General features: G+C 38.1%; 20 protein-coding genes and 1 pseudogene. 16 read left to right on the forward strand and 5 right to left on the reverse strand.

Annotation, left to right across the window (positions count from 1 at the left end; all coding sequences use genetic code 11):
- The first annotated feature begins 132 nt into the window (after positions 1-132).
- Both AC1M85_RS05225 and AC1M85_RS05230 read left to right on the forward strand, forming a co-directional pair.
- Complete coding sequence (locus tag AC1M85_RS05225; RefSeq protein ID WP_035268687.1) at positions 133-513, forward strand: Mpo1-like protein; 381 nt, start codon at positions 133-135, stop codon at positions 511-513.
- A gap of 294 nt (positions 514-807) precedes the next feature.
- Positions 808-1,417, forward strand: a pseudogene (locus AC1M85_RS05230) (HAD family hydrolase).
- Positions 1,418-1,579: 162 nt separating this feature from the next.
- Here AC1M85_RS05230 and AC1M85_RS05235 read toward each other — a convergent pair.
- Entirely contained in the window at positions 1,580-1,777 is a 198-nt protein-coding gene (locus tag AC1M85_RS05235; protein ID WP_481588997.1) for a hypothetical protein, read from the reverse strand.
- 844 nt (positions 1,778-2,621) lie between these two features.
- On the opposite strand from AC1M85_RS05235, the gene thiE reads away from it, so the two are divergent.
- The 6 genes from thiE to rapA all read left to right on the forward strand — a co-directional run bounded on the left by thiE (position 2,622) and on the right by rapA (position 9,641).
- Positions 2,622-3,242 (forward strand): thiamine phosphate synthase, encoded by a 621-nt coding sequence (thiE, locus tag AC1M85_RS05240; protein ID WP_488213688.1) that lies wholly within the window; start codon positions 2,622-2,624, stop codon positions 3,240-3,242.
- 31 nt (positions 3,243-3,273) lie between these two features.
- On the forward strand, positions 3,274-4,572 hold the full coding sequence (gene hemL, locus AC1M85_RS05245; protein ID WP_481586402.1) for a glutamate-1-semialdehyde 2,1-aminomutase: 1,299 nt from the start codon (positions 3,274-3,276) through the stop codon (positions 4,570-4,572).
- An 89-nt stretch (positions 4,573-4,661) separates the two neighbouring features.
- Positions 4,662-5,078, forward strand: a complete 417-nt coding sequence (locus AC1M85_RS05250; RefSeq protein WP_035267160.1) for a GlcG/HbpS family heme-binding protein — start codon at positions 4,662-4,664, stop codon at positions 5,076-5,078.
- Positions 5,079-5,085: 7 nt separating this feature from the next.
- Positions 5,086-5,796 carry a phosphopantetheine-binding protein gene (locus AC1M85_RS05255; RefSeq protein WP_488213689.1) on the forward strand — a complete coding sequence of 237 codons (711 nt, stop codon included), beginning with the start codon at positions 5,086-5,088 and terminating at the stop codon, positions 5,794-5,796.
- A 160-nt stretch (positions 5,797-5,956) separates the two neighbouring features.
- Complete coding sequence (locus tag AC1M85_RS05260) at positions 5,957-6,601, forward strand: RluA family pseudouridine synthase (RefSeq protein ID WP_481590280.1); 645 nt, start codon at positions 5,957-5,959, stop codon at positions 6,599-6,601.
- 202 nt (positions 6,602-6,803) lie between these two features.
- A complete protein-coding gene (rapA, locus tag AC1M85_RS05265) occupies positions 6,804-9,641 on the forward strand; it encodes an RNA polymerase-associated protein RapA (protein ID WP_481952061.1) in 2,838 nt (945 codons plus the stop codon).
- Positions 9,642-9,670: 29 nt separating this feature from the next.
- On the opposite strand, the gene AC1M85_RS05270 is transcribed toward rapA, so the two are convergent.
- Positions 9,671-10,474: an enoyl-CoA hydratase-related protein gene (locus AC1M85_RS05270; protein WP_481591383.1), complete on the reverse strand. Its 804-nt coding sequence runs from the start codon at positions 10,472-10,474 to the stop codon at positions 9,671-9,673.
- Positions 10,475-10,553: 79 nt separating this feature from the next.
- Positions 10,554-11,756, reverse strand: a complete 1,203-nt coding sequence (locus AC1M85_RS05275) for an iron-containing alcohol dehydrogenase (protein ID WP_488213690.1) — start codon at positions 11,754-11,756, stop codon at positions 10,554-10,556.
- 161 nt (positions 11,757-11,917) lie between these two features.
- Between AC1M85_RS05275 and AC1M85_RS05280 the strand changes: the two genes are divergently transcribed.
- Together AC1M85_RS05280 and AC1M85_RS05285 are read left to right on the forward strand one after the other, a co-directional pair.
- The gene (locus AC1M85_RS05280; RefSeq protein WP_481610796.1) at positions 11,918-12,106 is read left to right on the forward strand and encodes a hypothetical protein; all 189 of its coding nucleotides are present in this window, start codon (positions 11,918-11,920) and stop codon (positions 12,104-12,106) included.
- Positions 12,075-13,781 (forward strand): AMP-binding protein, encoded by a 1,707-nt coding sequence (locus tag AC1M85_RS05285; RefSeq protein ID WP_488213691.1) that lies wholly within the window; start codon positions 12,075-12,077, stop codon positions 13,779-13,781. Before AC1M85_RS05280 ends, AC1M85_RS05285 begins: the two co-directional genes overlap by 32 nt.
- A gap of 43 nt (positions 13,782-13,824) precedes the next feature.
- On the opposite strand, the gene fabR is transcribed toward AC1M85_RS05285, so the two are convergent.
- Positions 13,825-14,505 (reverse strand): HTH-type transcriptional repressor FabR, encoded by a 681-nt coding sequence (fabR, locus tag AC1M85_RS05290; RefSeq protein WP_092767102.1) that lies wholly within the window; start codon positions 14,503-14,505, stop codon positions 13,825-13,827.
- A 139-nt stretch (positions 14,506-14,644) separates the two neighbouring features.
- Between fabR and AC1M85_RS05295 the strand changes: the two genes are divergently transcribed.
- Both AC1M85_RS05295 and AC1M85_RS05300 read left to right on the forward strand, forming a co-directional pair.
- Positions 14,645-15,715, forward strand: coding sequence for a flavin reductase family protein (locus AC1M85_RS05295; RefSeq protein ID WP_481590284.1), 1,071 nt, complete (start codon positions 14,645-14,647; stop codon positions 15,713-15,715).
- Positions 15,716-15,727: 12 nt separating this feature from the next.
- Positions 15,728-16,822 carry a fatty acid desaturase family protein gene (locus AC1M85_RS05300; protein ID WP_035267144.1) on the forward strand — a complete coding sequence of 365 codons (1,095 nt, stop codon included), beginning with the start codon at positions 15,728-15,730 and terminating at the stop codon, positions 16,820-16,822.
- Between the two features lie 51 nt (positions 16,823-16,873).
- Here AC1M85_RS05300 and AC1M85_RS05305 read toward each other — a convergent pair whose 3' ends face one another.
- Positions 16,874-17,575, reverse strand: a complete 702-nt coding sequence (locus AC1M85_RS05305; protein ID WP_180028835.1) for an SIMPL domain-containing protein — start codon at positions 17,573-17,575, stop codon at positions 16,874-16,876.
- 544 nt (positions 17,576-18,119) lie between these two features.
- Between AC1M85_RS05305 and AC1M85_RS05310 the strand changes: the two genes are divergently transcribed.
- The 4 genes from AC1M85_RS05310 (at position 18,120) to AC1M85_RS05325 (ending at position 22,560) form a co-directional block, all read left to right on the forward strand.
- Positions 18,120-18,917, forward strand: coding sequence for a 2-keto-4-pentenoate hydratase (locus AC1M85_RS05310; protein ID WP_180028836.1), 798 nt, complete (start codon positions 18,120-18,122; stop codon positions 18,915-18,917).
- Positions 18,918-18,942: 25 nt separating this feature from the next.
- Positions 18,943-19,839, forward strand: coding sequence for an acetaldehyde dehydrogenase (acetylating) (locus tag AC1M85_RS05315; protein ID WP_035267137.1), 897 nt, complete (start codon positions 18,943-18,945; stop codon positions 19,837-19,839).
- Positions 19,840-19,850: 11 nt separating this feature from the next.
- A complete protein-coding gene (dmpG, locus tag AC1M85_RS05320; RefSeq protein WP_092767099.1) occupies positions 19,851-20,870 on the forward strand; it encodes a 4-hydroxy-2-oxovalerate aldolase in 1,020 nt (339 codons plus the stop codon).
- Between the two features lie 397 nt (positions 20,871-21,267).
- On the forward strand, positions 21,268-22,560 hold the full coding sequence (locus tag AC1M85_RS05325; protein ID WP_481593471.1) for an OprD family outer membrane porin: 1,293 nt from the start codon (positions 21,268-21,270) through the stop codon (positions 22,558-22,560).
- Positions 22,561-22,642 lie beyond the last annotated feature (82 nt).

The following is a 22,642-nucleotide window of genomic DNA, read 5'->3' on the forward strand; positions in this document are numbered from 1 at the left end:
AGTTAGAACCACAATCTTGACAATTCACTTACATTTAATTGAATGAATGATTAATCACAATATTTGTAAGATAAGCTTTTCAAGTGCGATTTTTTGAATTATGGTGGTCAAAAAAAGGACAGGAATACAACAATGAATGCTTATGTAGAGCCGTCTTCATCGCAAGAAGAAGCTAAACTTCAATTACCCATCAAGAATTACTCAGAATTTTATCGTTTTTATTTGACTGAACACCGCAGCATTATGAGTCGTCGTTTACATGCAGCAGGTAGCTCAATCGGTATTTATTTTTTTACTCAAGCGATTCGTCAGCGTAAAGCTAAATATCTGGTCTACGGATTAGTTTCAGGCTACGCATGCGCGTGGGTGGGGCATTTTGTTTTTGAAAAAAATAAGCCAGCAAGCTTTAAACAACCGTTGTATAGCTTTATTTCAGACTGGAGAATGTTATCGGATATTTTGCGCGGAAACTTGAGTTTGAAAGATCGTAAATTTGATAAAATTGATAGCTAAATTTATATATTGTTAAAAAAGCTCAGCAGATTCTGGGCTTTTTTTGTCATAAAATGTTTTAAGAAAGCTACACAAAAATATGATTATATGATAGCTGGAGAGGCTTAACATCCAATGAATAAATCCAAATTATAAATATTGGGATTAAATAAAAAAATTAACGTATTCAGTTAGATGAGTTAACGGTATTATTCTGATAAACCACATATAATACATATTATGTTAATTTAAATAATACTGAAAAAAGAAGATGAACTATATATAGAACTTTTATTATGAGAGTGAGTATTTTTAATGCGAAACATACTTCTGTTTGATTTGGATCAAACTATTTTGAATAGGAATGAGTCACTTATTCGTTTTATATGTTGGCAAGTAAATTTTTTCCAATTAGTACCACAAGAACTAAAAGATGCATTTATAAAAAAATTTATTGAATTGGATGATAATGGAAATGTTTGGAAAGATATCGTTTACAGTCAATTAATCAAAGATTTTAATATAAAAAATTTACTGTTGATGAATTACTTAATTCTTACATTACTGATTTCAATAAATTTTCAATTGGTTTTGATGACGTCCAAAAAGTCATTTCAGATCTTTATCAAAAGGGATATAAGATTGGGTTAGTCTCCAATGGAAAAAGCCCATTTCAGGAACATAATTTTTATGCTTTAGGTCTTACCGAATATTTCTCGACTATCATAGTTTCAGAAGCGATTGACTTAAGAAAGCCCGATAAAAAAATATTTGCTTATGCTTGTTACCAGTTAAATTGTTCACCTTCTGATTGTATTTTTATTGGTGACAATCTTAAAGCTGATATAGAAGGTGCAAAAAATGTTGGTATGAAAACTATTTTTTTCACCCAAATCAAATACTAAAAAAACCTATTACAGATTAGAGTATTCATCATTATGATGAATTAGAGCGAGCCATCAATAGAATAAATAAAGAGGACGTATGATGAATGATATAATTAACTCATATGATAACTTTTTTATAGAATTGAATGGATTAAGTGATGAATCAAATAATTAAATGCGACTATTTAACATAATAGAGCTCATCCTAAGTTTTTTAAATCAGGTCGAATTTTATAAATATTATTTTGGAGTTCAAAAATATGACTTAGAGCTTTTCCTATCAGTAATATATTTTCTCTATTTTCTAGTGATGGATCTGATTGAATCTTACTAGGAATACTGTCTAATAATATAGCGGCTTGATGCAAATCATCATTTATTTTTTTTAATTGATCCATTTTTCTCTTCTATAAATATTGGTTAGGATATAAATAATATTACGTTGAGATCCTGAATTATTCAATTATATGGTGTATTGTTCTTCAAATAAGAACTTTTTAGAACATATAGATCTCTTTCATAAATCTTAGATTAGCATTTGAAGTGCAACACCATCTTTTTTAACTACACCTTACACATGTAAGCGGTTTGTATAATTCAAATATTCTTCTGCTATCTATTTTCTTTACTGGATAGTCGGACGTAATGTCTTTGCCATCTAGTACTACCGAAATTTCTTCAAAATCAAAATAAATATTTACTAAATTTTCTTTAAAACAAATAAATTCAATTTGACTTTCTTTACTCGTGTCAGAAAATTTTCACTGAAAGTGGTTTAATTAGATAAATCGTTATTTACTTTTCAATAATTACATTTACTAAGTCCTTACTATTATTTTTATACATAAATTTATGATTTTTAATAATATTTTATTTGCCTCCTAATCTTAAAAGGGAATCTCTTAGTCATTTGCTGTACATAACATGCCAAAAGGTGTTTTCATATTGATTCGTTTATAACTAATGCCAGGTATAGGCTCCTTCGCAGGCAACATATCTCTTTTTTCGCAAATTTCCTTTATGTACTTAAGTGTGTCTTTCGAAGAACTAGATGGAATATATTCAAACGTATTGGAGCCAATTTTTCTTGGATTAAATTTCACAAATTCATTTCAATCAATATCTTTAATACGCTTAGTCAACAATAGAGCCTGTTAATTTCTACATTTTATCAATGTGTTCTTGGAAGGCTTTGTCCTATAATGTTTTAAATTTTTTAGTATTTGCCTAGAGTTATTCTTTATGCGCGGTTTGTATTTAATCACCAACGATGATCCTATTGAACTTCTATTAGCAAAGCTTGAAGGAGCGATGGCAACTTATGAAGTTGCAGTACTTCAGTATCGTCGTAAAAACGTTGCGAAAGAAGATCAAGCTTATGAAATTGAATACATGAAGAATATGTGTAATCAATATAAGGTTCCTTTTGTCATCAATGATGATTTAGAGGCCGCAGTCAAATATGGCGTGGGTGTGCATCTTGGTCAAGATGATGGTTCAATCCAAGAGGCTGTGGAAAGATTGCCAAAAAACGTCTTAATTGGACGTAGTTGTAATAATTCTATTGAACTAGCTGAGCAAGCGATCGCAGACGGCGCAAATTATGTAGCATTTGGCGCAATTTATGCGACACAAAGCAAACCTGAAGCAGGTAATAATGGTTTAGAAACATTAAAAGCTGCAAAAGCAAAATTAAATGTACCTATTTGCGCGATTGGAGGTTTGACGGTTGAAAATGGCGCTGAAGTGATTGCTGCCGGAGCAGATCTTTGTGCTGTCATTAGCGATGTATTGGGTCGGTCTATGTCAACTGTTGGTCAACGTGTTTACGACTGGTCAGAGCTATTTGCTAAACAAGCTTAAATTTTTTACTTTTTTGAGTTGAGTGATTTTCATGAGTTTATCTCCTAAGCAAGAACAACTATTTAAACAAGCCAGCAAACATATTCCTGGTGGTGTGAATTCACCAGTACGTGCTTTTAATGGTGTAGGCGGTACGCCGGTATTTATTGAAAAAGCTCAAGGTGCTTACCTGTATGATGTAGATGGCAAACGCTATGTAGATTATGTGGGTTCATGGGGACCAATGATTTTAGGACATGCACACCCTGCGATTATTAAAGCTGTTCAAGACGCCGCTGTTGATGGTCTAAGTTTTGGTGCACCTACGGTGCATGAAACGACATTGGCAGATATTATCTGTGAAATTATGCCGTCAATTGAATTGGTACGTATGACCAACTCAGGGACAGAAGCAACAATGACTGCGATTCGACTTGCACGTGGGTATACAGGTCGTGACAAGATTGTTAAGTTTGAGGGCTGTTACCATGGTCACTCAGATTCACTTTTAGTGAAAGCAGGTTCTGGTCTACTCACAAGTGGTGAAGGCGAGGCGACATCTGCGGGTGTTCCTGCTGATTTTGCAAAACATACATTAACGCTTCCATACAATGATATTGCGACTTTAAAAGAATGTTTTGCTAAGTTTGGTTCCGAAATTGCGGGTGTTATTGTTGAACCTGTTGCAGGTAACATGAACTTGGTCAAACCAATTGATGGATTCTTGCAAGCCATTCGAGATGTGTGTGATGAGCATGGTTCAGTATTCATTATTGATGAAGTGATGACTGGATTCCGTGTGGGATTAGGTGGAGCTCAAGCACACTACGGCGTTACACCTGATTTAACTACGCTAGGTAAAATTATTGGTGCAGGTCTTCCTGTAGGCGCATTTGGTGGTAAGCGCGAAGTGATGGAATGTATTGCACCTCTAGGTAAAGTTTATCAAGCGGGAACTTTGTCAGGTAATCCGCTGGCAATGAGAGCTGGGATTGAGATGTTTAAACATCTTCGTCAACCAGGTTTCTATGAAAATCTAACCGCACAGCTCGAAAAGTTATTGACTGGTTTACAGACTGCCGCTGATGAAGCAGGTATACCATTTAAGACTCAACAGGTTGGAGGTATGTTTGGATTGTATTTCACTGATCAAGAAGACATCACAAGCTTTGATTCAATGTTGAAATGCGATGTTGAAATGTTCCGTAAATTCTTCCATGGCATGTTGGATGAAGGTGTAAATTTAGCGCCTTCTGCTTTTGAAGCCGGCTTTATCTCAAGTGCGCATTCCGATGAAGATATTGCGTTCACTATTCAAGCAGCTAAGAATGTATTTGCGCGTTTAAAATAGAATTTTTTTGAAAATCTATTAACATAAGCCTACAGTGTAAATACTGTAGGCTTTTTTGCACGTATAAAATTCACGGACTTAAAATAGAAATGAAATTAAAACATTATTTAACTTTAGAAGACGCGGAGTTCTTACTGACGCGTGCGCAACAATATGCGATTGATAAAAAGTTGAATGTCAGTATTTCTGTTGTAGATGAAACTGGAAGTTTACTTGCAATGAAACGCATGGATGGTGCATCTCCGATGACTGCGAATTTGTCAGCTGAAAAAGCAAAATGTTCAGCTTTGAGCCGCCACCCATCTCAAATTTTTGAAGAGCTGATCAAAGATGGGCAATTGGGTTTTCTGACTGTTCACTCATTGTCGGGAATGTTAGAAGGTGCGGAACCCATTATTTATCAAGGGCAATTGGTGGGAGCCGTGGGAGTTTCAGGTGCTAAATCTTTTGAAGATGCTGAAATTGCGCTGCATGCCATTGAAGTTTTCTTGGCTTTAGCTGATTAAAGTGGCAATGTCATATTTTTATACACCACCCAAAAAAATTGAACTCAGCGCGAGTTTGGCAAAGTGGTCCATTCAAGCTGAACAATGCGTCTTGGTGGTTTTTGGATTTCAACATTTAGCTGAATATAGCAATGACCAACATCAAGAATTATTAATTCATTTAAATCGCTTAATTAAAAAAGCTCAGGCTTTAGATATTGAAGTGATTGAAATTGAAGAGCAGCAATCATTTTCTAAAGTAGCGCAGTTGGGTGAATTACTCGCAGAAAAGAAACAACTCATTGTCTCTGGCATGATCAATTCACCTATAAAACAACTTTTACAGCATATCATTTCGATTACTCCTCAAATTTGTGTGGTGAACGATGCTGTTCATCTAGAAACGAAGAGCCAACATTTACAGTGGATTGAGAACTATGTAGAACAAGGTATTCATCATATGAATACCTCTGCCATGATTCGAATGCTGGAATTAAGTGCGTCGACTTCATTTATTCTTTCTGAAAAGGGCATATTATTGTCTATTGCTGAATACCTCGAATTCGATATTTTAGAAATTGATCCATTTCAAGATTTACGGAACTATGGCTTAGATTCAGTCGCAATGGTGAGTTTGATTGGCTTGTGGAGAGCCAATGGCGCACATATAGATTTTGAATCATTTGTGCAAAATTGCACACTTTCTCAATTGCTTCCTATCCTGAGAAAAGACTGCTAGATGTCAAAAATAAAACTTAATTCATTTGAATCGTTAGATTGATTTAATTTGTATCAGATATCGGAAAAATCATCACTGTTTGTCCATTTCAAGATTGTAATTTATCGCTAAGCTTTCTATTATTGCCGCCTTGTTTTCACGATCTGCTAGGAATAGAAATTTGAGTCATTTTCTTCAGGAACATCTCATTCATCGTGATCAAGATTTTATGGTGATTCACAAACCAGCTGGATTACTTTCTGTTCCGGGCAAAACGCCTGATCTTCAAGATTGCGTTATTAATCGTCTTCTTCAAGAAGAACCGCGGACGCTTCTTATTCATCGTTTAGATCGTGATACATCCGGCTTATTGGTGTTTGGACTCAGTAAAACAGGTCAAAAATCGATCTCTCGCCAATTTCAAGAACGTGAAACGGATAAAACTTATCAAGCACTAGTCGCGGGATATGTAACAGGTCAAGGAACTGTAGATATTCCTGTGATTTACGACCCATCGCGTCCGCCATTGCATATCGTAGATGCGCATCACAATAAAGCAGCGTTAACGCATTGGGAAGCAATTGAACAATTTCAAATTCAAGATCAGTGGGTGACACGCGTAAAATTAACGCCAATCACAGGTCGAGCACATCAACTTCGCGTTCACATGCAGCATTTAGGGCATCCCATCGTAGGGGATACTTTGTATGCAACACCAGCGCAACAAGCTTTGAAAGATCGACTCTGTTTGCATGCAGAGCAGTTAAGTTTCAATCATCCTGTTACCGGTGAACGACTGAATTTTCATTGTCCAGTGCCGTTCTAAAAACACATTTTTAAATCAGCATACGAATATTTTATGATCTGATCATAATGAAATCATGGTTATGATCAATTAAATAGATCGGTGCTAAATATTGCTCACTTTTTGGTGGGCTTTATGTCAAAATATATTGCTTATAGACGTTAAATTTTGCTCAAATCATCTCCTGTTTGAGCATAAGTTTTCAGTCCTAACTTGAGATAAGGTGGAAAAATTGCAGCAGTTTGCTATTGGTCAACGTTGGTTATCAGACACAGAGACAGAGTTAGGTTTAGGGGTTTTGATTGATGTAAATGAACGATCAATTAGCATCCTCTTTCCTAAAAGTGACGAAACCCGTGTCTATGCACGTAGTAACGCACCTTTATCTCGAATTGTGTTCAATGTGAATGATGAGCTTCAAGACCAAGAGGGCATCGTCTGGAAAGTCGAATCATTAGAAGAGCGTGGTGGCGTTATTCGTTACAACGTCATTCGTCAGTTACAAGATGGTACTGATGAACGTAAATCATTAAATGAAACTCGTGTTGGTGCGACGATTCAGTTGTCTAAACCACTTGATCGTTTACTGGCAAGCCAAATTGATTATAAAGAATGGTATGACCTGCGTATTGAAGCATTACAAATGCAAGCTAATATGCAAAATAGTCCATTACGTGGCATGGTGGGTGCTCGTGTTGGATTGATTCCTCACCAATTTTATATCGCGCATGAAGTAGGTAAGCGCTTTGCCCCACGTGTATTATTGGCGGATGAAGTTGGTCTAGGCAAAACCATTGAAGCAGGTTTAATCATACACCAGCAACTTAAAACAGGACGTTCTGAACGCATCCTGGTTTTAGTTCCTGATTCACTGCAATATCAGTGGATGATTGAAATGCGTCGCCGTTTCAATTTGAATTTCTCCCTATTTGATTTAACGCGTACTGCTTCGATCAAAGAACATGATCCAGAATTGAATCCGTTCTTAACTGAACAGTGCATCATTGCGTCTGTTGATCTCATGATCGACCATGAAGATTTACGTGAGCAAGCGCTCGAAGCAGGTTTTGATTTGCTTGTGGTGGATGAAGCACATCACTTGATGTGGTCAGAAGAAGAAGGTGGTAATGACCGCTATGATCTTGTTGAAGAGTTTGCTGAAAAAACAGCAGGCGTACTTTTACTGACTGCAACGCCGGAACAGTTAGGTGTTGAGTCCCATTTTGCTCGTTTACGTTTGCTCGATCCGCAACGTTTCAATTCACTTGATCGTTTCTTAGATGAAGAGGAAAAATATCAGCAAACAGCTCAAATTGCGGAAGTGCTGATGTCGGATCAACCCCTTGAAGCTGATCATTTCCAAGCAGTTGAGCAGTTACTGGGTCACAAGATTGAAGATGAGCCAGAACAGCGTTTCCGTGCAATTCATGAATTGTTAGATCGTCACGGTACGGGGCGTGTACTATTCCGTAATACACGTGAAGCGATACAAGGCTTCCCTGGTCGCGATTGTCAGCCTGCACCATTACCTGCGCCAGAAGGATGGTCGATGGATGGTAAACTTCGTGAACAAATGTGGCCAGAAGAAGCGCAATTAGACGGTGCTTGGATGGAAACTGACCCACGTGTAACGTGGATTATGGAAATGCTCCGTACTCAGTTAAAGCATAAAAAAGTCTTACTTATTGCACGTAGTGGGCCAGTAGTTGAAGCTTTAGAAAATGCATTACGTATCCATGCAGGGATCCGTACAGCAATGTTCCATGAAGGCATGAGTCTATTAGAGCGTGACCAAGCAGCTGCTTATTTTGCAGAAGATTCATATGGTGCTCAGATTTTATTGTGTTCAGAAATTGGTTCAGAAGGTCGTAACTTCCAGTTTGCTTCAGATTTAATCCTATTTGATTTGCCAGCGAACCCTGATGTTCTTGAACAGCGTATTGGTCGACTTGATCGTATTGGTCAAGAAAACCGTATTCAGATTCATGTGCCATATTTAGTGGGCACTGCACAAGAGCGTATGTTCCGTTGGTACAATGAAGCATTAAATATTTTCAGCAATATTTCTCCAACTGCGCAAACCTTACAAGAAAACTTTATTGTTGATCTTAAAGATTGCTTGTTGGCTGATAAAGGTCAAGCGTTTGAAGATCTTCTTGAAGCTGTAAGTGTGCAACGTGAAGCTTTAGAGCAAGAGCTACAAGCAGGACGTGATCGTTTATTGGAATACAATTCTTGTCGCCCAATGGTTGCGCAAGAAATTGTGCAAGCACTCGAAGAGTATGATGACAATACGACTTTGCCAATGTTTATGAAACGCTTCATGGCGTCAACCAATATTGATTTTGATGAGCAAAGTAATGGCACGGTGATTATTAAGCCTACTGATCAAATGCAAGTCCAAGGTCTGACTTTGGATGAGGAAGGCATGACCGTGACGTTCTATCGTGATCAGGCTCAAATCCGTGAAGATGCGCAATACATAACGCTTGAGCATCCTTTCACTGAAAGTGTCATGGAAATGATCAATACGCAATCGTTTGGTAGTACCAATGTGGCGTTATTGAAGTCTGCAGCTTTACCACAAGGTTCAGTTTTAGTTGAGGTGTGGTTCAAAGTGGATGTGATTGCACCGAAAGCATTGAACTTGCCAGCGAGTTTACCAACACAATTGATTCGTGTGTTATTAAGTGAAAAGGGCCAAGATTTATCAGCTAAAATTGCACCAGATATTTTGAAACCATACTTACATCATCTTGACGGTAATAGTTGTCGCCAAGTGGTGAAAGCACGTCGTGATGTCGTTGAACAACGTTATGCACAAGCTTTAGACATTGCAAAAGGTGCTTTGCCTGAATTAAAACAGCAAGCGAAAGAAATTTATAGCAATAAATGGCAATATGAAATTGATCGTTTAAGTTATTTGAAACAATTTAACCCAAGTATTCGCGAAGATGAAATTGCACGTTTGCAGAAGCTTCAAAAAGAAGGCTTAAGCCTTTTAGAAGGTTTAGCTGTAACGCCTGAAGCGATTCGAGTCTTGGTGGTGGTAAAGCCATAAAATAAAAAAAAGCACCCTAGGGTGCTTTTTTAGGACTGCAGAAATTGATTGAAGTCAGGTTTTCTTTTTTGTAAGAAAGCCATCACGGCTTCAATCATTTCAGGCGATGTTAAACGTTCTGCAACAACCTCAGCCTCCTGAACAATACAATTCTGAATTTGATCTTGCTCGGGTCGAATTTGTTTTTTAATAATTTTTAGCGTGGTCATTGGCAGTTGACTCATCTGTTGAGCCCGCTGTAAAGCTAATTGTTCTGGTTGCTCGCAAATCTGATTGATGATTCGACATTTTAGCGCCTCTTCCGCTGAAAATTTTCGACCTGTGAGCAATAATTCGGCAGCCATATGATAACCAGCCAACTCAGTGAAAAGAAGGCTGGTGCCACCTTCTACAGATAATCCCAAACTTACAAATGGAATTTGAAATTCTGTATCGGGGTGCGCGTATACCATGTCACAGTGAAATAGCATAGTGACGCCAACGCCTATAGTGCAGCCACGTACCGCAGCAATAATAGGTTTAGAAAATCTTGCGATCGCTTTTAGGAAGACAAATGGTGGTGTAGCATCAGCGGCTAAACCAACATATTTTTGAGCGGCAGACATAAAATCTTTCAGATCATTTCCTGCGGTAAAATCATGTTCGTTACCCTGTAAAATCACAACATTCACTTGTTGAGATTGATCTGCCGCATCCAATATTTTTGCAATGTCATTGTACATTTCCCCAGTTAAAGCATTTTTTTGCTCGGGGTGATCAATTTTGATGGTCAGGATTCTATTCTCAATCGTGACATGAATAAAAGGGTTTAGTGAATCTAAATTTTTTAACATGGCGGCATTCCTTGTCGCAAATTAAAAAAGCTCAGTAGACACGATTGTATACTGAGCTTTTATTCGTGCCTTATTGGCATTAAAGTCGATTTAAAATTTGCTCAGCATCTGAATAATTCATGTATTTTGGTACGGCATAAATTCCATGGGCTTCAGTAAAAGCAGATTTAATCATCTCTGGGAAATCTTGCTTTTTTAAATTCGGAATCTCAGTATTGATTTTCAAATCTTTGAGTAATTGCTTTACGCTTTGAATGAATATATTTGCGGCTTGTTCATCCGAAGTGTGTGACGAGCTTAAACCAATTTTCTTCGCTGCTAGTGCTAAGCGTTTTTCTGATGCTTTACGATTAAATTCTAGAACATGAGGCAAGATAATGGCATTAGCGCGTCCGTGTGGGATTTGATATTGAGTCCCTAATTGATGCGCCAAAGCATGTACATAGCCAATTCCAGCACTATTCATTGCCAAACCAGCATAATGAGAACCGAGCGCCATTGCTTCACGTGCTGCAATATTCTGACCATCTTCAAATGCTTTTTTTAAATTCTCCATGATCAATTTCATGGCTGCACTGGCGTAATAATCTGATTGTTTGTTGGCGAATCCGCTTACCCACGATTCAATTGCATGAGTAAGGGCATCAATGCCAGTGTCAGCAGTGATAGCAGGTGGCATGCCTTTCATGATGACGGGATCTAAAGCAGTTGCTAATGGAACGACTTTGGGATCAATAACTAAACCTTTAATATGAGTTTCACTGTCTGAAATAACTGCGGCAATGGTAACTTCAGAACCTGTACCTGCGGTGGTCGGAATCACGAACAATGGATATGCAGGTTTACGGCTTTTTAAAATTCCAAAAAGTTGTTTAGGCGATTTATGGTTTGCGGCTGCGAGCGCTAATACTTTTGCTGTATCAATCGTCGAACCACCCCCTATACCCAATACGCTATCGCATCCGGTATTTTTAAACAGTGCTAGAGATTTTTCGACAATTTCACAAGTTGGATCAGGTTTTACATCAGAGAAAATAACAACTTCAATCCCATTGTGCTTTAATTGATCTTGAATGGGTTGTATGACACCTAATTTGACTAATACTGCATCAGTCACAATCATCACTTTTTTCATGCCGAGCTGAGCAATATTGCCACACAATTGCATTGATGAATCTTCACCCGCAAATACGAGAGGATGTGATACTGGGATTGCAAGGGTGAGGGCTTTGACAGCCATAAGTTGAGTTTTTGCACGTAAAATAGTGGCAATCTGAGCCATAATGATCAATCTCTATCCATGAGTTTGATTTAGTTATAGGATAATCATTGTCCAAGTACATTGGCGATAATCATCAACACATTGGTCTTAAATTACAATTTTATCAAAAATATAGCGCAATTAAACTGAGCAAAATAATGGTTGGATTTTGATCAGAATTCATGATAGAAAATAGAAAACAATTCGAAAATTTAAATCGTAAAGCTGTAGTTTTTACTCGGCAATCAGGAACTCAGGACGAGTTTAAAACGATTAAATCAGCTTTCGGTTATGAGTCATTACATAACAACAATGATGCGTTATTGGGAGTCATTACACATGGAAGTAAATCAGAACAACAACCAATTTGAGTTTTTACCGACTCATATTCACTATTTAATGTATTGGGAAAAGAAATCGCCAAACCAAGATTTCTTGGTTCAGCCTTTACCAAATGGTCAGGTGATTAAATACACTTGGGGAGAAGTGGCCAGTCAAGTCAAAAAAATGGCTGCTTATTTACAATCTTTGAATTTGCCTGGTCGTTCTCAGATTGCAATTTTTGGTAAAAATAGTGCGCATTGGATTATGGCAGATCTTGCAATTTGGATGGCAGGTCATGTGTCGGTTCCTTTATATACGACTCTCAATGGTGAAGGAACCAAATATGTTCTAGATCATAGTGAAACTAAGGCTTTGTTTATCGGTAAATTGGATGGTATTGGAGACAGTTGGAACGATGTGAAACAAATCATCCCTCAAGATATGCATTGTATTAAATTGCCATTGGCACCTGACTATAATGCGCCAACATGGGATGAAATCACTGCGAAAACAGCACCAACCAGTGAGCCTTATTTTCCAAACGAGGATGAGCTTGCGACCATTATTTATACCTCGGGCAGTACAGGTCTACCTAAGGGCGTTATGCAAAGTTATAAGACCTTGCTCTCACCTGCGAGTGAGCTGAAATCTACGTTTGGTGTTTCAGAAAAAGATCGTGCTTTATCTTACTTGCCGCTAGCTCATGTTGCAGAGCGTGTATTTATTCAATCATCCGTGATGATTTGTGGTTTTACCGTTTATTTTGCCAATTCATTAGATACATTTATTGCAGATCTTAATCGTGCAAAACCAACGATCTTCTTTTCTGTGCCACGTTTATGGACTAAATTTTATTTGGGGATTAATGAAAAAATTCCACTTAATGTACAAAACGTGTTGTTTAAAATCCCATTCTTGGGCAATAAGATTAAGCAAAAACTCTTGGCAAAATTGGGTTTGAATCATGTTCGTTATGCTTTAACGGGTTCTGCACCTTTACCCGTAGATATTATTAAATGGTATCGTAATTTGGGCTTAGAGTTGCTTGAAGTTTATGGAATGACAGAAAACTGTGGATACTCGCATATCACACGTATGGGTGAATATATGAGTGGATATGTCGGACATGTTCAAGCACGAGTAGACTGCAAGATTGATGAGAATGGTGAGATTTTAGTCAGAAGCCCAGGAACAATGTTGGGTTATTACAAGAACCCAGAAAAAACAGCTGAAGATTTGACTGAGGATGGTTATTTAAGAACAGGAGACATGGGTGAAATTGATGCGACTGGCCGTCTAAAAATTACTGGACGTGTAAAGGACATCTTTAAAACTCAGAAAGGTAAGTATGTGATGCCTGTACCAATTGAACAAAAGATTGGTAATAACCAAATGATTGAATCTGTCTGTGTTGGTGGTGCAAGCCATAAACAGCCGATCGGCTTTGTGATGTTGGCAGAAGAAATTCGCAATAAATTGCAACAAGATAATAAACGTGATGATATCGAAGCAAAATTAATTGAGTTGAAGAATGAAATTAATGAAAAGCTTGAGCCACATGAAAAAATTGCATTCTTTGTGGTCATTATGGATTTGTGGACGATGGATAACGATATGTTGACGCCGACTATGAAGATTAAGCGTAATAAAATTGAGGCGAAGTACGAAGCCCTTATTCCAACTTGGGTTGCTCAAAATAAAGAAGTTATTTGGGAAAAGTAATAAAAAAGCCCTTCAACTGAAGGGCTTTTTTTACACTCAGTATTTATTCTTTCAGATGACGTGCGCCTTCTAAAATCATTCGGATCATCGTCATCGTTTGTTCAGCTACAACTTTTCTTTCATCGTGTGGCATGTTGATTAATTTAGCACCCATAGTGAATACCAATTGAGTAATCGCTTTTGCAGCCAATTCTGGATGCTTGATTTTATGAGAGTTATTTTGCTCGAGACGAACAAGATCATCCATGAGTTCTTGCTGAAAGTAATTGAGCTGTTTTTCAACCGCCTCTTTATAAGAGGCAGAACCAGTATAACCTTCACGTAACAACAGGCTCAGATTACCTTCGTCAGCATCTAACTGTTCAATAAATACTTCAACTGAACTACGCACAATACTTGAATTGCGAACTGCTTTTAAGCGAGCTTGATGCAAGATTTGACGTAAAACAATACCTGAGCGATCAATCAATTCAATGGCAAGTTCGTCGATATCTTTAAAATGTCTATAAAAACTGTTTGGCGCAATTCCTGCTTCACGGGCAACTTCGCGCAAGCTTAAAGATGCGATGCTTTTTTGAGGTCCGATAAGGTTGAGAGCAGCTTGGAATAATTCTTCTTTCGTGATTGTGGCTTTTCTTCCGACTGTACGTGCAGTTGGATGCTCCAAAATGGATGCGGATTCACTGGCATGTAGAGGAGAAAGAGTAATCGTAGAGCTGCTCATAAATATCAGAAGTTTACAGTTAGAGTTGCATTATATCGCTCTGTGTCAGGATATGGAAATCAATAGATGATATACAAGTGTCTATACAAATATATATACATGTGTATAATAATTCTAAACCCACTGTGATGAGCCCATAATGCAAGCAGTTAAGCAACCTAAAAATTTGATTAGATCCGCAGTAAATGCTGTATTTGATCCGAATGCTGCCAATTTTTGGTTGCAAAAGATCGATCCAATTTGGTCGGTGAATCAATCATTAGGCAAAATTGTTGAACGTACACAAGTTGCAAATGATACGGTCAGCTTAAAAATTGCGGTTAATCGAAAATTTCAGTTTGGTGAAGCAGGGCAACATCATCCAGTTATTGTCACGACACGAGGTCGTTGTTTTGAACGTACCTATAGTTTGACCAAAATCGACACTCAACATGTATTGTTGACTGCTAAGAAAGTCGATCAGGGTGTAGTCAGTTCTTGGATTAACGATATTGCTGAGGTAGGCGATATTGTTGAGTTTGGTGCACCCTATGGAGATATGACACTTGGAAGTGTAAATACACCTCTATTAATGCTGGCCGCAGGGAGTGGTATTACTCCAATGTACAGCTTGATCAAGGCATTATTGCAGCAACAAAAAAAATTAGTTCAGCCAGTTAAATTGATGTACTGGGCAAAAAAAACAGAAGATTTAGCATTTCAAACAGAGTTGATTGCTTTGGCGAATCAACACTCAAATTTTAATGTTGAATTTTTTACCACTCAAGATGAAGTGGCTGATTCCCGTTTAGAAGATTCTCATTTAACTGCTATCGAATCCTTAGATCAATATACGGTTTATGCATGCGGTCCAGCAGGATTTGTGCAAGTTGCTGAACAACTAACTGATACTCGTGTTCATAAATTTAAAGGTGAAGCATTCAGTGTTGAACCATTCATTAGTGATGAAACTGGTTTTGTTCAGGTCACACTTACGAAATCAAATAAGGTCGTAACGATTCCAAAGGGACAATCAATACTTGCAAGTTTAGAGCAACAAAATATTCGCCCACAGCACGGTTGCCGCATGGGGGTATGTAATAAATGTGCATGCCATAAAGCGCAAGGTGCAACTAAAAACCTCGTCAATGGTGCAGAAAATACTGAGCCTGGAAATCTGCTCAAAATCTGTATCAATTCAGCTCAGTCTGATCTCACTATCGACCTATAAGCGAGAATAATCATGAATATGCCAGTTCAAGCACAATATTTCAAAAACCCAAAAAATCGTGAACTCACTGATGCACAACTTGATGAACTCGCACGTGAACTTGATGCAATTAAGCAGGAAGTTCTTGATGATTTAGGTGAAAAAGACGAAAAGTATATTAAGCGAGTGTATGCAGCGATTCGCTACAGTTCAATCCTTGGACGTGCATGCTTATTTGCTGGCTGGTTTCCTCCAGCATGGCTTTTAGGCACAGGCTTGCTTGGTTTTGCCAAAATCATGGAAAACATGGAGTTGGGCCATAATGTGATGCATGGTCAATATGATTGGATGAACGACCCTAAATTTAAAGGGACAACTTACGAATGGGATATCGTCGGCACATCTGATGATTGGCGCCAAACCCACAACTACAAACACCATACCTATACCAATATTAAAGGTATGGATGATGATATTGGTTATGGAATTCTTCGTTTGTTCCCAGAGCAACGCTGGAAAAAAGGATATTTATTACAACCACTTTACAGTATTCCATTCTGTTTGTTATTCCAGTGGGGTGTAGCGATTCAGAACTTAGAAATTGGTAAGCGCTTAAAAGGGCGCATGACCAAAGAAGAATTTCAACAACGTTTGAACCCGATGAAAAAGAAAATGGGGAAACAGTTATTTAAAGATTATGTTTTCTTCCCACTCATTGCAGGTCCTGCAGCATTACCCGTTTTCACAGGTAATTTAGTCGCTAATGGTATTCGTAATATTTGGACATTCAGTATCATTTTCTGCGGTCACTTCACCAAAGATGTGGAAGTTTTTCCGAAGTCAGTTTTAGAAAATGAAAGCCGTGGCCATTGGTATATGCGTCAAATTCGTGGGTCTTCTAACCTGACAGGTTCTGAAGGATTCCATATTTTGACGGGGCATTTGAGTCATCAGATTGAGCATCATCTTTATCCAGATATTCCTGCTCGACGTTACCGTCAAATGGGGCCTAAAGTGAAAGCGGTGTGTGAAAAATACGGCCTGAATTACAATAATGCGAGTTTATTTAAACAATATGGTCAGGTTTTGGGACGTATTGTGAAATATGCCTTCCCATTTAAAAAGTAAGAAACAAAAAAAAGCCACTTATTGAGTGGCTTTTTGAACTTTAATAGCGAACTATTTTAATTGAATTGATCCATTTGCATTGACTGTGATTGTTGATTCTCCAGCAGCCATATTTTGTGAGTCTGCAGCGGGTGCACTCTCTACAACCATTGCGGCACGTGCCATGGCTAATGGTCTTGGTGAATAATTATTGGTGTTCATATTCAAGTTAACCAAGTTATAACTAGAACGATTCCAAGCTTTAGTGAGAACCTGAGCGCGCTGTTGGAAATTTTGCGTGGCTTCTGTCAATAACTCATTTTCAACCTGCTTTCGTTTTTCAGTGGAAACAGTGAAATTAATCGATTGTGTTTGAAAATCTTGTTGTAACTCGCTAATTAACTGGCTCGCTGCTTTAAAATCTTTGCTTTCAATATTCACTTCAGCGCGGCCGCGCCATTCCTTCAGTTTTGTTGAATTGTTGTTGTCATAGACAGGGTAAGTGGTCTGAGAACCTGTTTCGACCTTAACTTGGGGGTATTTTTTACTGATGTTGATGGCCTGATTCATCAATTGGGTCATTTGTGTTGAAAGTTGTGCAGGCTGTTTATTACTTTTTTCAATAAATAGAATGGCGTGCATTTCATCATTAGAGACTTGTTTAGAAGCGTCTGCTTGAAGATTAATAATATTAGTTTTAGGTTCTGTGTCAGCAAGTACCGAAAAGCTAATCCCGGTAGCTAAGATCAATAGTGGCAGTTTTAATAATTTCATTGTTATCTCTGTATCTTCACCTGATGAATATTTTACAGAATATTCTAATCTTTTTTGATGGAGAGAAAATGTGATTATTTGGTGATGAGATAGTAGCAATTGTAATATTCAACACTGATTTTACGACTTAAGTCGCCTTAACAAGGCTTTTAAAATGTATTTTAATTGAATTGTAGTTGAACAATAAGAGAATATAACTTGTCTTTGGATTAGTGCATTAATAATTTGTAATTCATGGATAATTCTATTATCAATGGTCTAATAAGTAGTATTAGAAATAGATTAAACATTCTGTATATTTAAATAATAAAATTTTAAAAACATGTAAAACAATAAGATAGTGTCTTGATTTGATAAATTATTTATAGTCTGAAACTATTGTCATAAAGAAAATAAGTATTGGCATATAGGTCAAGATTTTTCCATTCTAGCTCTCATCAGAGATGCAGGTATCTCTCTAAAAGAATTTGTCCCCCAGAAGGTTGTTTTCAAGCAATTTTCCTAAGGTCAAATAGATCATCGAATGAAGTTGAAGGAAGTCTTGATGTCTAATTCTGCTGTAGTTGAATCAGTAGCACAAGCGTTACGAACTGCTGAATTATCACAAAGTGCAATCGCACCAATTCGCCCAACGTTGGGTGGTGAAGCTGCTGATGTAGATATCGCTTACGCTGTACAAGAAGTGAATACAGCGCGTGCCTTATCAGAAGGTCGTCGTTTAGTTGGGCGTAAAATCGGTTTGACATCAAAAGTGGTTCAAGCACAACTCGGTGTAGATCAACCTGACTTCGGTATGCTGTTTGCAGACATGGCTTATGGTGATGGAGAGGCGATTCCTGCAGGTCTATTGATCCAACCTAAAGTAGAAGCGGAAATCGCTTTGGTGATCAAACAAGATTTAACGAAAGAAAAACACACTTATGCTGACATTATCAGCGCGACTGATTATGCACTTCCTGCTGTTGAGGTGGTGGATAGTCGAATTGAAAACTGGAAGATCAGTTTGATTGACACTGTCGCAGATAATGCATCTTCAGCTGCATTTGTATTGGGTTCACGTCCTGTAAAACTCGATAACCTTGATCTAGTGAATTGTAAAATGATCATGACACGTGGTGAAGAAGTCGTGTCTCAAGGTGTTGGTAAGGCTTGCTTAGCAAACCCTTTAAATGCAGCTGTCTGGCTTGCTGATGAAATGGTACGTCGTGGTCGTCCATTGTTAGCTGGTGACATTATTTTAACAGGTGCATTAGGCCCTATGGTTGTAGCAAACCCAGGTGATGAATTCAAAGTTGAGATTGAAGGCTTTGGTTCAGTGACTGCTGCTTTCGCTGCTGAATAAGTCGGAATTTTGAGAGAGTACGTTAATGAAAAAGATTAAATGTGCAATGATCGGACCAGGTAACATTGGTACTGATTTGCTTTACAAACTTCAACGTAGCGAATGGTTAGAGCCAGTTTGGATGGTGGGTATCGATCCTACTTCTGAAGGTCTTGCTCGTGCTGCGAAAATGGGTTTAAAAACCACTGCAGAAGGGGTTGATGGTCTTCTTCCTCACGTCATTGAAGATGATATCAAAATTGCTTTTGATGCAACGTCTGCATATGTACATGCTGAAAACAGCCGCAAGTTAAATGAACTTGGTGTACTGATGATTGACTTAACACCTGCTGCAATTGGTCCTTTCTGTGTTCCACCTGTGAACTTAGAAGCTTTACTTGCAGAAGGTGAAGTGCCTAACGTGAATATGGTAACGTGTGGTGGTCAGGCGACAATTCCTATGGTTGCAGCAGTTTCACGTGTTCAACCTGTTGAATATGGTGAGATCATCGCGACTGTGTCTACAAAATCTGTAGGTCCTGGTACACGTAAAAACATCGACGAATTCACACGTACAACTGCGGGTGCTATTGAGAAAGTTGGTGGTGCGAAAAAAGGTAAAGCGATCATCATCATTAACCCTGCTGAGCCACCACTTATGATGCGTGACACAGTACACTGTCTTGTTGAAGGTGAGCCAGATCAAGCTGCGATCACTGAATCAGTTCACGCGATGATTAAAGAAGTGCAAAAATATGTACCAGGTTACAAACTTGTAAATGGTCCAATTTTTGATGGTAACCGTGTTTCTATCTTCTTGGAAGTAGAAGGTTTGGGTGATTTCTTGCCGAAATATGCAGGTAACCTCGACATTATGACAGCTGCAGCTGCTCGTACAGCAGAAATGTTTGCTGAACACGTATTCAACAAAGAAGAAGCTTAAGGAGCAACCGCATGTCTAAGATTATTGTTCATGATATGACTTTACGTGATGGTATGCATCCGCAGCGCCATCAAACGACTGTTGAGCAAATGATTGCAATTTCAACAGCACTTGATGATGCAGGCGTACCATTAATTGAAGTCACTCACGGTGACGGCCTTGGTGGTTCATCAGTAAACTACGGTTTTGCTGCTGCGACTGACGAAGAATACTTGTCTGCTGTTGTACCGCGTATGAAGAATGCAAAAGTTTCTGCACTTCTTCTTCCTGGTATCGGTACGGTTGACCACTTGAAAATGGCACATGAAATCGGTGTATCAACGATTCGTGTTGCAACTCACTGTACTGAAGCTGACTGTTCTGAACAGCACATCACCGCTGCGCGTAAATTAGAAATGGACACAGTGGGCTTCTTAATGTTGGCTCACATGGCATCTCCAGAGCGTCTTTTAGAAGAAGCGAAGAAGATGGTGTCTTACGGTGCAAACTGTATTTATGTGACTGACTCAGCAGGTTACATGCTTCCTCAAGATGTAATTGATCGCGTTGGACACTTACGTCAACACTTGGACCCAAGCATTGAGTTGGGTTTCCACGGTCACCACAACTTAGGTATGGGTGTATCAAATACTGTTGCTGCTGTTGAAGCAGGCGCGGTACGTGTTGACTTGGCATCTGCAGGTCTCGGTGCGGGTGCAGGTAACACACCACTTGAATTGTTCATCGCTGTTGCAAATCGTATGGGTATGGACACAGGCGTTGACTTGTTCAAAGTACAAGATGTTGCTGAAGATCTTGTGATTCCAATGATGCACAACCCAATTCGTGCAGACCGTGATGCAGCTACTTTAGGTTATGCGGGTGTTTACTCTTCATTCCTATTGTTCGCTAAACGTGCTGAAGCGAAATATGGCGTATCTGCGCGTGAAATCTTAATGGAGCTTGGTCGCCGTGGTACTGTTGGTGGTCAGGAAGACATGATTGAAGATCTAGCTTTGACTATGGCTAAAGCAAAAGAACTTAACGCATAATTTAAAATTGATTTGAAAGAGCACTCTTAGGAGTGCTTTTTTTATGAATTTAGAAAATATACATATAAAAAAACAATTGCGTGAGATGTTTGGGTGCTTATATTGAGTGATTTGGTGTAGAGCGTATCGTGATTGTTAAACTTAAAAACTATTAAATAAAATGGCAAAATGCTTCTGGGTTAATTTGTAAGATATTAAAATATAATAAATTATCCATAGTAAAAGTTAATTTGCTTAGTTACTGAGCTATTATTAATTGTTTATAACAATGAGAGTTTTTAAAGTATTGTTTTTCATCGGAAAAGTCTAAATTTTTTTTAGACTCTAGTCTGATTTCTTCAGAGTGCACAATTTAGCAATATGCTCATCAACGCTGATTTGAGTATAGGATGAAGCCATGCGTCATCAAAAATTATGGCTAGCAATGATTGCTGCAACAACTCTAGGGACAACTGCTGCTCACGCGAATTTTGTGGCTGATTCAAATGTTCAGCTTAAATTTAAAAATTTCTATTTAGAACGTAATTACGATACAGCACCAAATCTAGATTATGGTAACTGGACGCAAGCAATCACTTTAGATGCTAAATCGGGTTATCACGATATTGGTGCAGGCATTCAAGTTGGTGCAGATCTCTTGGCTCAATATGCAATTGGATTGAAATCGCGTGATTCTGTAAATGACATTCATATGCCATATGATAACAGTCAAGGTCGTACAGAACGCGATAATGCTAAATTCGGTGCGACTTTAAAAGTTAAAGTTTCTGAAACTGAACTTAAAGTAGGTGATTTATTGCCGATGTCACCAGTTATTTTCTTCGATCCATCACGCCAATTATTAACTACTTATAGTGGTGCATGGTTAGAGTCGAAAGATATTCAGGATACTAAATTAACCTTAGCTTATATTGATGGTATTAATGCGCGTTACGATAATCAGTATCAAGATTTGACCTTATTCCCAAACAATGATTTTGCGAAGGCAGAAGCTCAAGGTCTCACAACTGATGATGGAATGTATATTGTTGGTGTTGATCACCAGTTTACATCAAAGATTGGTGGTAGTTATTGGTTCGCTGATTTAACTGACATCTTCAAGCAACATTATGTTGCTGCAAGCTATAAAACTAAACTTGATGAAAAAACGAATTTAGATGCACATATTCGTTACTTCGATAACAGTGAAACTGGCGATAAACTTTTTGGTGAAATTGATAGCCAAGCAATTTCTATGGGGGCGAAAGTCAATCATGGTATGCATACTGTTCAATTGGGTTATCAAGAGATGTTTGGCGAGCATGGAGATAAAGCGACACTATTCCCAACATTGGGTGGTTGGGTGCCACAACCTTATTTAGATAACTGGTCAGTCGCGAGTTTTATCCGTAAGGATGAGAAATCTTGGAGTGTAGGTTATACCTATAATTTTAAAGAAATGGGTGTACCAGGATTATCTGCCACTGTACGTCATTTCCAAGGTTGGAATATTGATACGGCAACACCAGGTCGAGGTCGCGAGAATGAAAATAACATCATCGTGAACTATGTTGTGCCAGAAGGTAAGTATAAAGGTCTTGGTTTCAACTATATGTTCATTGATACTAATTATAACAACATCAATGTTCCAGGTACCTTGAGTGATTTAGAAGAGCATCGTGTGGCGTTAAGTTATAGTTATAAATTCTAAAATGAAATTGATCTCGATATGATGAGCAAGGATCATATCGAGATCTTATCAAGTCATATTCAGAGGGTGAATATTGATTTTA

This window comes from Acinetobacter sp. 24-47-64 (genome assembly GCF_057737055.1).